This window comes from Saccharibacillus sp. CPCC 101409 (assembly GCF_030518235.1).
Classification (GTDB): Bacteria; Bacillota; Bacilli; order Paenibacillales; family Paenibacillaceae; genus Saccharibacillus.
In genome coordinates this window covers 568,351-578,747 of the sequence record NZ_JAULSA010000003.1, presented here as the reverse complement: position 1 = coordinate 578,747, position 10,397 = coordinate 568,351, and the positions used below count along the sequence as shown (strand labels likewise).

Sequence of the window (10,397 nt, the reverse complement as noted above, 5' to 3'; positions counted from 1 at the left end):
CCGCTTCGCTCTCCGCGGCCGCCGCCGCGAGTGCTCTCGCCTTCGCTTCTGCCGCGGCCGAAGTCGCGGCCGTTCTCTCCGCTTCGCTCTCCGCGTCCGCCGCCGCGAGCGCCCTTGCTCCCGCCGCGGCCGAAGTCGCGGCTGCCTTCACCGCCACGACTCCCGCGTCCACCGTCGCGTCCGCCTTCACCGCGACTGCCGCGGCCGCCTTCGCGATCGCTCCGGCCGCCTCCGGCGCCGCGACGGGCGCCGCCTTTGACCGAGGACTCGCGGCTGTCGTCCGAGCGCCGCGAAGCGTCGCCGACGCGGACCACGTCGCCGCCCTGGTACACCACGCGCTCCGGTCTTTGCTTCGTCGCCTGTTCGATCAGCTCCAGCGTGCCGCGGTCGCGCTGGGCGACAAACGTATACGCCAGGCCTTTGTCACCGGCGCGGCCCGTACGGCCGATCCGGTGCACATAGCTGTCCGTATCCTGCGGAATATCGTAGTTGAAGACGTGCGTCACGCCTTCGACGTCCAGACCGCGGGCCGCGACGTCGGTCGCGACCAGGATTTGCAGACGGGCATCGCGGAACGCGCGCATCACCTGTTCGCGCTTGTTCTGCGACAGGTCCCCGTGCAGCTCGGCGGAGTTGTAGCCTTCGAGCTGCAGGTCTTCGTTCAGCTTGGACGCGCGGCGCTTGGTGCGGCAGAACACGACCGCGAGATACGGGTTGTCGCGGTCGATCAAGAAGCGCAGCGCGTCGAACTTGCTGCGGTCCGTGCACTCGATCGCGATCTGGCGGATATTGCGGGCCGGAATCTTCTCCGCCGGCGTGATGCTGATCTGCTCGGCGTCGCGGGTATACGCGCCCGCGAGCTGGCGCACCGAATCCGGCAGCGTCGCCGAGAACAGCATGGTCTGGCGGGAAGGCGGCGTCGCTTCGATAATATCCTGTACTTCGGCCAGGAAGCCCATATGCAGCATTTGATCGGCTTCGTCCAGCACCAGCGTTTTGACGCGGCCGAGCTTCAGCGTTTCGCGGCGGATATGGTCCAGCAGACGGCCCGGCGTGCCGATTACCAGATCGCAGCCGCTTTTGAGCTTATGCAGCTGCGCTTCCACGTCCTGCCCGCCGTAAACGGACAGAATGCGCATTTCCGGTCCGGCGACTTTGCGCGCTTCGACCGTAATTTGCAGCGCCAGCTCGCGCGTAGGCGCGACGACCAGCGCGGGCGGCAGGCCCGTGCCTTCCGAGCGGCCGCCGTCGTGCCATTCCCGTCCGGCCGCGATCTTGGCCAGGATCGGCAGGATAAAGGCCAGCGTCTTGCCCGTGCCCGTCTGCGCCTGCACCATCAGATCGCGTCCTTCAAGCGCCAGCGGAAGCGAAGCTTCCTGTACCGGCGTCGCCGTCACAATCCCTTGATCCTTCAGCCTGTCCAGCACCTCGGGAGCAATCCCCAATTCTTTAAACGTCGTCATTCTTCTCATTACCTCCGTATTGGGGACTTCTTCCGCGAAGCTGGCATCCGCCGAAGGCGGATTCCAAAAGAAGGGGCACCCGCCGAAACGGATACCCCTTTTCCGAAATCAATGGCCCGAAGGCGCGGAAAGTCCCGATTTTTCGATCGTTACGCGGCTTTCGTCGTTCAGTCCGCGAATGTCTACCTGTTTGCCGTGCTTGTAATACTCGAGTTTCACTCTCGCCACCGCCGAAGCGGCCGAGTGGTCCCATACGTGCGACTGCGAGAAGTCGATCGCGATCCGGTCCGGATCGCCGGCCGGCGAGAAATAATCCACAAAGTGCGAAGCCGTTCCGAAAAACATCTGTCCGCGCACCTTGTACACTTTGACCCCGCCGCCCGTTTCTTCTTCCACATTCAGCTTTGCGATTTTCCAGCCGAAATGCAGTGTGCTCAGCACGACGCCGGCGCCCACGCCGATCGACAGATTGTCCGTCGCCACCACGATGCCCACTACAACCAGCATAACGATCGTGTCGGCAAGCGGAATCTTGTTCATGCGGTACAGCGAGCTCCAATCGAACGTGCCGATCGAAACCATAACCATGACGCCGACCAGCGCGGCCAAAGGAATTTGGCTGACGATGCCGCCGAGCAGCAGCAGGATAATGAGCAGAAAAGCGCCAGCGGTAAATGTGGACAATCTGCCCCGGCCGCCGGATTTGATATTGATCACCGACTGCCCGATCATCGCGCAGCCCGCCATGCCGCCGAAAAAGCCGTTGACGATATTGGCGATGCCCTGTCCGCGCGCTTCGGCGTTCTTATTGCTTTTAGTTTCCGTCATATCGTCCATGATCGTGGCCGTCAGCAGCGATTCCAGCAGGCCGACCAGCGCAAGCGAGACCGAGACCGGCAGGATCGTGCCCAGCATGGACCAGGTGAGATCGATCTGCGGGATATGGAACAGCGGCGGCGTACTGCTCAGCTCGCCCATTTCCCCGACCGTTTTGATGTCCAGCCCCAGCCAGACCGCGACCAGCGACATGACGATAATCGCCACGAGCGGAGCGGGCACAGCCCGGGTAAAGCGCGGCAGGATATAGATAATCGCCAGCGTCCCCGCCACGATCGCGTACATCGCCGGGCCCGCTCCGACAAACTGCGGAAGCTGGGCCATAAAAATAATAATCGCCAGCGCATTGACGAATCCCGTCATGACCGGCTTGGGGATAAACGTGATAAAACGCCCGATCCCGAGCGCTCCGAGTCCTACCTGAATGATGCCGGCCAGCACGCCCGCCGCCAGCAGATACTCCATGCCGTGGTCGCGGTACAGGCCGCCCATCAGCACCGCCATCGCGCCGGTCGCCGCCGAGATCATCCCCGCGCGTCCGCCGACGAAGGCGATCACAATCGCGATCACGATCGATGCGTGCAGACCCACGATAGGGTCCACGCCGGCCACGATCGAGAAGCCGATCGCTTCCGGAATGAGCGCGAGCGCCACCGTGACGCCGGACAGCACGTCGCCGCGCACGTTGCCGAACCACTGCTTTCTAAGCTCCATAACCATCCTCTTCCTGCTCATTATAATGTTGTGGAGTTTTCCCCTTTCAGAAAAACCCGGGTCCGTTATAGACAAGACCCTCATTATACAGAATTTGAATGAATGGAGCCATAGAAGCCAGCGAAAGCAGCGTGCAGCAAAGCCGCGATTTCCGGCGCAATCCGCACGCTGCCCGGCCAGGTTCCACCTTTTCGGAAAATTTGCAAGCATTCGCTTACAAATCCGCTTTTTTCGGCTATATTCGCGTTAGAACCTGCCCGACCTGAAGATGGAGAACAACAGCAGCGCCACCATCAGCACCGCGACGATCACGCCGATCTCGATAATCGGGTAGTTCCAGATCATCGTCTCTTTCTGAGCCAGCGCGGCGCCGATCACAAGTCCCGCCATCACGATGCTGAACGCGAGCAGCACGATACTGAACGCCAGCCGGTTGACCAGCCGGTCCACGCCCCTGGACGCCTGCCGGAGCACCGGCGCTTCGAGTTCGACTTTGATCCGGCCGCCGCTGATAAACGACGTCAGATGCCGCAGCCGGTCCGGCAGCCCGGTGAGCGAATCCGCCAGACCGAGCGCGCTGCTGATCGTTTTGCGGCGCAGACGGTCGGGCCCGAATTTCTCCTTCGCCAGCCTGCGGCCGAACGGTTCGGCCAGCGTGACGATGCTGAGCGTGGGATCGAGCCGCTCGACCATGCCTTCCGTCGTCACCAGCGCTTTGCCGAGCAGCAGCAGATCCGGCGGAATGCCTATGCCGTGCTCGCGGGCGGTGGAGAAGAAATCGTTGATGACCTGGCCCAGATTGACTTCCGAGAACGGTACGTCGTAGTAGCGTTCGCGCAGCCGGTCCAGATCGCGCCGCAGCGCGGTCAGGTCCGTTTCCTCGGGCACCATGCCCATCCGCTCGATCGACCGCACCATCGCCGGCGTATCCTGGCGCATCAGCGCGATGACGAGCGAAGACAGGTAATCCCGCATATCCGAGCTGAGCCGCCCGACCATGCCGAAGTCCAGAAACGTAATCGACCCGTCTTTCATCAGCAGCAGATTGCCCGGATGCGGATCGGCGTGGAAGAAACCCGAGATAAAGATCTGGTTCAGCATGGCGTTGACGATGCGCGAAGCGATCGTTTTCACATCGTAGCCGCGCTGCTCCAGATACTGCCGGTCGGTCGGCTTGACGCCTTCGACATAAGCCATCGTCAGCACGCGTTCCGTCGTCAAATCCCAGAATACGTCCGGCACATGGATATGCTCGTCTTCTTCGAACTGGGCGGAGATGCGCTCCATGTTGCGGGCTTCCGACGTATAATCCAGCTCCGCTTCCATCGAACGAGAGAACTCGTCGACAAGCTGCGGGATCTGGTAGCGGGTCACCCACTCCCAGCGCTTCTCGCCCATCGCGACCAGGTCGTGCAGAATCTCCAGATCGCGCGTGACCTGGCGTTTGACGCCGGGCCGCTGCACTTTGACCGCGACCTTGCATCCGTCCGAAACCAGCCGCGCGGTATGCACCTGCCCGATCGAAGCGGCGGCGACCGGACGTTCGGAGAATTCGCTCATCCATTCTTCCAGCGGACCGCCGAGCTCCAGCTCCACGATCCGCCGCGCTTCTTCCGCTTCGAACGCCGGCACTTCGTCCTGGAGCTTGACCAGCTCCTGCACGACCGAAGCCGGCAGCAGGTCCGCTCTCGTGCTCGCCAGCTGGCCCAGCTTGATAAACGTCGGACCCAGCGATTCCATCACCAGCCGGATGCGCTCGCCAAGCGTTTTGTTCTCCGGCGCTTCGCGGCGAATCCAGGCGGTCGGCATGCGCAGCACGCGCGTCAGCCCCATTTCTTCGGCCATATAGCCGAAGCCTTGCCGGATCAGCGCGACGGCAATCTCCCGGTAGCGCCCGGCATGACGGATATGAACCGCCATTTTACTCCGCCGGCTCGCCGCCGGACGAAGCGGACTTGTACGTATTCGCTTCGGCGGCCGGGTCCGCCGTTACCGCGGGCTTCGAACCTTCCAGTTCGGCCACGCGCCGCTCCAGCACCTCGATGCGCTGCTCCAGGCTTTGCACGTCGCTGCCCGCCGGCACATCCAGTTCCTGCAGCACGCGCTTGACCTGTTCCTGCACCAGTCCGCGGATCGTGGAGCGTTCTTCTTCGCCGCGCTCGATCAGCTTGTTGACGACCGCTTTGGACTCCGACGGGGCGAGCTCGCCTTTTTTCACCAGATCGTCGACCGCTTTTTCCACTTTCTCTTTGCTTGCCAAAGTCAGGCCGATTCCCAGCGACAACGCCTTTTTCAACAGATCGCTCATGAATGATTCCTCCGTTTGTAAATGGAATAAGTACGCTTGCCTCTTCCCGCTTGAGTCCGATTCTTCCGGCGTATCAGGCGCGGGCCGCCCACTTGGCCGTCCGGTACAGGAGCCGTCTCATCTCCGGACGCTTCAATACGCCTTCCTGGTGCCCCGGCATCACGTACACGACGCGGCCGAGGCCGTACGTATGCGCCCATGCCGCCGGGTACTTCTGTCCGTCTTCTTCGTATTCGAGCAGCACCGTCCGCTGGACGAACGGATCGAACTCGAACCGGTACGGCTCTTCCTCGATCGCAAACGGCTCGACGCCGTCCACCGCCGGATGCTCCGGCGCGGCCACCGTAAGCTCAAGCGGCCTCGCGGGCGGATGCCCGGCGAACTTCGCCCCGACCAGCTGCGCGAATTCGCTTTTGCTTTGCAGCGAGATTCCGTTGTGCAGCACCAGCAGCCCTCCGCCGGACGCGGTGTACGCCAGCAGCCCGCCCATTTGCACCGACGAGATCGGCTCGCGCCACGAGTCCGCATACGAGATGCACAGGTCGTACGCGCCCAGATTCTCCAGCCGGAACATATTCCGGTTCTCGCTGCACTGCACGCTCAGAATGTCCTGCAGAATCAGGCTGACTTCCGTATCCACGCCCTGAAGCGGGTGATACTCCGGATACGTGTAGTTGCCGATCAGCAGCGCTTTTTTCCTCAACATTGTTCATCATCCTTCCGGGTTCCGGCTTGCGCCCAAACGCGAAACGGCTCGGATTGCGGTCAGATCGTTTCTTCCGGCTGCGTCTCGGCTTCGGCGTAATACTTGGCCAGTTCCACCATCATGCTGCCCATGCGTTCTTCCTGCGGCGCCACGACGCGCCCGATGCCTTCTTCGCGGATGGACTGGGCCGTGACTTTCCCCACCGCCACCGCCACCACTTCATGCTCGAACGCGGAGCGCAGCGACGGCTCAAAGCCGCGCTTGGCCGCGTGCCCGATCAGAAAACGCACCTGCGGAGCGCTCGTAAAGGTTACGGCGTCCACGCGGCGTTCGAGAATATCGTCCAGCAGCTGTTCAAGCTGCTCTTCCGGCGGCGCGATATGCCGGTACGGCAGCACCGTCCGCACATTCGCTCCCCGGCTCTCCAGCCAGGCAACGAGCCTGGGCGCGTGGTCGCCGTGCAGCTGCACCATCACGTTCGTTCCGGCGAAATCGTACTCTTCCATCTGCCGGAGCAGTCCCTCGGTGCTGCCGTCGTCGTCGCGCACAAGCGGAGCCATTCCTCTTTTTTTCAACGCGTTGGCCGTCTTGTATCCCCTCGCCGCAATCTTCGATTGACGCACGGCTTCCATAAAAGCATCGCCGAGCCCCATCTCCTGCGCCGTATTGATCAAAGCTTCGAGTCCCATTCCCGTCGTCAGCACGGACCACTCGGGTTTCAATCGAATCCATTCCGAGATGCCGCCGCCCAGCTCCGGTTCGTCCAGAAAGATCGTGCCCTGCGCCGGACGCACCAGCGCTTTGCCGCCCATCTTCTCCACGATCGTGCCGAGTTCTTCCGCTTTGCGCGGCCCCGTGATGGCGACCCGCTTTCCTTCCAGTCTTTTCGCCAAAAGTTCCGCCCCTTCCGTTTCTATAATAGAAGGCATTCCCCCGCGCGGCTGTGCCGCTTTCCTCATATTTTCGCCTGCCGGAGGCAAAATTGCAACCGCGGCTTCAAAAGAAAGTCTCTGCCGGAAAATCGCTTTCTTTACTTCTTACACCTTGACAAGAATACTGATAACTCTCATTCTATAAAATTACTATCATAACTCTTCTTTAACATCCGATATATAATTTAACGCACACAAGCAAAAGATTCGGCAATGCGATTTCCAGCTCCCAACTCCACGCCGGGCAAGGGTTTGGCTGTTTCGGTTTTGTTCAAAAACTTTTCAAAACAAAAAGAATTGACCCTCGTTCGGAATGAAGGTATATTGTAAATTAATTGTATTAAAAGGATTATTATGATAGCGATTTTGCTAAATATCGGTTAGGTGAGTGAGGTGCAGATATGCAAACGACAACAACTCTCCGTTCGGAGATCGAAAAAGGCATCGCCGCCCTGGGCATGAACTTCTCCAGCTTCGGCGAATTGTCCGGCATCAACCGCGGAATCTTCAGCGCAATCCTCAACGGCAACCCGCCGAAGCCGATCTCGCTCAACCAGATGGAAGCTATTACCCGCGCCTTCGGCAAGCCGGCGGGCTGGATGTTCGACCTGTACATCGAGGAATGCTTCTACGACGGCAAGCCCAACCGCCGCCGCGTCGAACCTTTCCTGATCCGCTGCGCCGAACTTGGCCTGACCGACTGCATCCGCGAAGTCCTGAACCGTCTGCTCGAAGACCTCAAGCACGTCTCCATGATCTTCGATATCGGGGAGACCCTGTTTACGTCCGGCAAAAAACAGGAGTCGCTGATCTTCTACGAGTGCGTGGTGGAGAACGAGAAGTACAACCACGCCGAGCGCCTGGCCGTAAGCTATTACCGGATCTTCCGCGCGGCCCTTGGCGAAGATAACGAGAAGAACCTGCGCGCCGCCATGCGGTTCGAGCCGTTTTGCGGGAAGTTGCCGGATCATCATCGGTTGGATGGGCTGCTGCATTTGACGCATACTTACTATTCTCTGGGACGTTGGACGGAAACAGAGATTTATGCCGATGAACTCCATTCCTTTTCTCAAACCGTTTACCAATTGGAGAAACAAAGAATGAAAAATCGTTCAAAATATACGCCTCTTCCTACGGAGAGACCTTTGGTTGTTTATTATGGTCAAGGTTTTTTAATGAAAGAAGCAGTTTTAGTAGAGCATTATCAAAAACTTGAAGAAGCTAAAATCTACAATCAGGGATATACAGACTTGAGTTGGTTTGAAGGTCTAAACGAAAAAGGACATAAAGAAGTAGAAAAGTTCAAAATTTATGCCAGCGCTAATGCAATGAATATCGAAATTTTAAAAGGTAATACAAATATTCTTCCGAGTTTTATCGATTTTTTGGATTCGCATCCAAGTGAAAGACTTCCTAGTTTATTGATTATATTGCAATCAGCAAATAAGTATAATTTTAAAATCAATGAGGTGTTATTTCACTTTCACGATTTTTTAAAAGAATATGAAGATGTAAAAACCCAATATAATAAGCGAAGCAGCTTAAATTGGTATGTAAATATATGTTTTGAATTAGCAACTTACTATTTAAATTCTCGCGATTTTTCATTTGCAATAAACAGTGCTTTACGAAGTTTGGAGATGGCTATTATAATAAACAATAAAGACATGTTTATGAAATGTGTTCCCTTTTTTGAAGAATTCAGAAATAAAGCCTCAGAAGAGCAAAAGAATAAATACGAGAATTTGGTAAGGAGTGTGTATCAAAATGCATAAGACACTTTTGGGCTTCATTTTGGTTTTATCTTTCACTTCTAACATTGCAGTAGTATCTGTTCATAATTCAAGCGAACAGAGCACTACGTCGACAACCAGTCAGCAAAGCGGTCCCTTCCTCGATTCAACTTCTTCTCATCCTATCATGCGTACTTTAATCAGTGGGGCTGGCGATTCTTAACCATATAATATAGGTGAGCCACTTTAGACATAAAATTCAAGATATACAAAACAGCCGTTGTGGTTAATTTGTATGTCTTTTTTATTTTAAATAAGTCATTTAAGAATTTACAAAAAGGGAGGTATAGCTCTGTTATTCTCCATAAAACTTCACTTTGTTATGAAAAATGAAATCTTGAAAGAGTATTCCACAATCTCTCAATTTGCCGAGAAAGTTAAAATCAACCGCAGCATATTCAGTCTGATCTTTCGCAAAAATAGTCGTAAACCTATCTCTTTTGCTCAACTCACCAAAATTACTCTGGCGCTCGGCTATCGCGAGGAACACTTTTTCAGCCTTTATATAAACGAGTGCTTCTTTGAAGGCAAGCCAAACCGGAGTCGGATAGAACCTTTCCTGATCCGCTGCGCCGAGCTTCATTGTCAGCCGTACATGGATCAAGTGTTGTTCAGACTAGGTACCAATTACAGCGAGCAGTACTGGCCTCTGATTTTCGAAATTTCAGAAAAGCTCGTCCGGACCTTGAATAAAAACCATATCTTTATTCTCCTCAACTGGTTGGTTAAATATAACGTTAATCAAAAACCTGAGCATATAGCGATCGTTTATTATCGGATATTTCGAATTTCGTTAGGCGAGGACAATGCGAAAAATTTGCGAACAGCCCTGCGGTTTGAGCCGCATTTGCAAGCGATTCCCGATGAGCTCCGTCTGGATGCGCTGCTTCAACTGACCAATATCTACTTCAATCTTGCCAAGTGGAAAGAAGTCGAAGGGTACGCCGATGAATTGCGCGCACTTGCCGAGAACGTCTACTTTACTCATCAAAGCGGCTTTTCCTTTTCGACGGATCGTCATCCGGTTGTTTATTATGGTCAAAGTTATCTGCAAAAAGGGAACGCCTTGGAACATCAGCACTTGTACGACGAATCGGTCCGTTACATCAGCAAGTACGAAGATTTAAGTTGGTTCCCTAATCTGGATAATCTGGGTCATACGGAAGTTCAGAAGTTCTCGCACTGGGCGGAAGCCAATCGTTTGAATCTCGCGATATTAAAGGGAGATCATTCCGTCTTAGATGAATATACGGCGTTTTTGGAACGGCATCCTCATGAAATTTTCCCAAGTCTGCTAACGATCATGGAATCAGCCAATCAGTATAATTTTTGCGTATGCCAACTGCTCGACAAGTTTAAAGCGTTTATCATGAAGGAAACCGAGGGAAACTATTACGGGGAACTGTTCAATCTCAATCGGAGAGCAAGTTTATATTGTCGAATTGCGATATATTATGCCAAAAGAAAACATTACGAAGATGCAGAACAGTTTGCAGCTTTGGCTTTAACCCTGTCCGAGGAATTGAATAATACCCAACATTTTCGCATGCTGGCTTCACTGTCCGTTTCTTATTTATCCGGTTCATTGGAAGACGACCCCAGTAGGAGTCAAGAATTCGATTTGCAGTAAGGAGGTCTTACACG

Annotated in this window: 8 protein-coding genes; 2 read left to right on the top strand and 6 right to left on the bottom strand. The window is 55.6% G+C overall.

The features are described from left to right. From QWJ34_RS10290 to QWJ34_RS10265, 6 genes are all read right to left on the bottom strand, one after another. Window positions 1-1,463 (bottom strand): DEAD/DEAH box helicase (locus tag QWJ34_RS10290; RefSeq protein WP_302727482.1); only part of this gene is annotated, 1,463 nt, incomplete at its 3' end. Between the two features lie 108 nt (window positions 1,464-1,571). Beyond that, window positions 1,572-3,014 (bottom strand): SulP family inorganic anion transporter, encoded by a 1,443-nt coding sequence (locus QWJ34_RS10285; protein WP_302727481.1) that lies wholly within the window; start codon window positions 3,012-3,014, stop codon window positions 1,572-1,574. A 246-nt stretch (window positions 3,015-3,260) separates the two neighbouring features. Then, complete coding sequence (locus tag QWJ34_RS10280; protein ID WP_302727480.1) at window positions 3,261-4,934, bottom strand: ABC1 kinase family protein; 1,674 nt, start codon at window positions 4,932-4,934, stop codon at window positions 3,261-3,263. Window position 4,935: 1 nt separating this feature from the next. Further along, window positions 4,936-5,322 carry a phasin family protein gene (locus tag QWJ34_RS10275; RefSeq protein ID WP_302727479.1) on the bottom strand — a complete coding sequence of 129 codons (387 nt, stop codon included), beginning with the start codon at window positions 5,320-5,322 and terminating at the stop codon, window positions 4,936-4,938. A 73-nt stretch (window positions 5,323-5,395) separates the two neighbouring features. Next, window positions 5,396-6,028 (bottom strand): ThuA domain-containing protein, encoded by a 633-nt coding sequence (locus tag QWJ34_RS10270; RefSeq protein ID WP_302727478.1) that lies wholly within the window; start codon window positions 6,026-6,028, stop codon window positions 5,396-5,398. A gap of 59 nt (window positions 6,029-6,087) precedes the next feature. Continuing rightward, window positions 6,088-6,921 carry a uroporphyrinogen-III synthase gene (locus QWJ34_RS10265; RefSeq protein ID WP_302727477.1) on the bottom strand — a complete coding sequence of 278 codons (834 nt, stop codon included), beginning with the start codon at window positions 6,919-6,921 and terminating at the stop codon, window positions 6,088-6,090. Between the two features lie 440 nt (window positions 6,922-7,361). Between QWJ34_RS10265 and QWJ34_RS10260 the strand changes: the two genes are divergently transcribed. Beyond that, on the top strand, window positions 7,362-8,735 hold the full coding sequence (locus tag QWJ34_RS10260; protein WP_302727476.1) for a DNA-binding protein: 1,374 nt from the start codon (window positions 7,362-7,364) through the stop codon (window positions 8,733-8,735). A gap of 340 nt (window positions 8,736-9,075) precedes the next feature. Continuing rightward, window positions 9,076-10,383, top strand: coding sequence for a hypothetical protein (locus QWJ34_RS10255; protein ID WP_302727475.1), 1,308 nt, complete (start codon window positions 9,076-9,078; stop codon window positions 10,381-10,383). The last annotated feature ends 14 nt before the right edge of the window (window positions 10,384-10,397 follow it).

Coding starts and splice junctions, on each gene's coding strand:
- QWJ34_RS10285 (WP_302727481.1), bottom strand. CDS start 3,014: ATGGAGCTTAGAAAGCAGTGGTTCGGCAACGTGCGCGGCGACGTGCTG.
- QWJ34_RS10275 (WP_302727479.1), bottom strand. CDS start 5,322: ATGAGCGATCTGTTGAAAAAGGCGTTGTCGCTGGGAATCGGCCTGACT.
- QWJ34_RS10280 (WP_302727480.1), bottom strand. CDS start 4,934: ATGGCGGTTCATATCCGTCATGCCGGGCGCTACCGGGAGATTGCCGTC.
- QWJ34_RS10270 (WP_302727478.1), bottom strand. CDS start 6,028: ATGTTGAGGAAAAAAGCGCTGCTGATCGGCAACTACACGTATCCGGAG.
- QWJ34_RS10260 (WP_302727476.1), top strand. CDS start 7,362: ATGCAAACGACAACAACTCTCCGTTCGGAGATCGAAAAAGGCATCGCC.
- QWJ34_RS10255 (WP_302727475.1), top strand. CDS start 9,076: ATGAAAAATGAAATCTTGAAAGAGTATTCCACAATCTCTCAATTTGCC.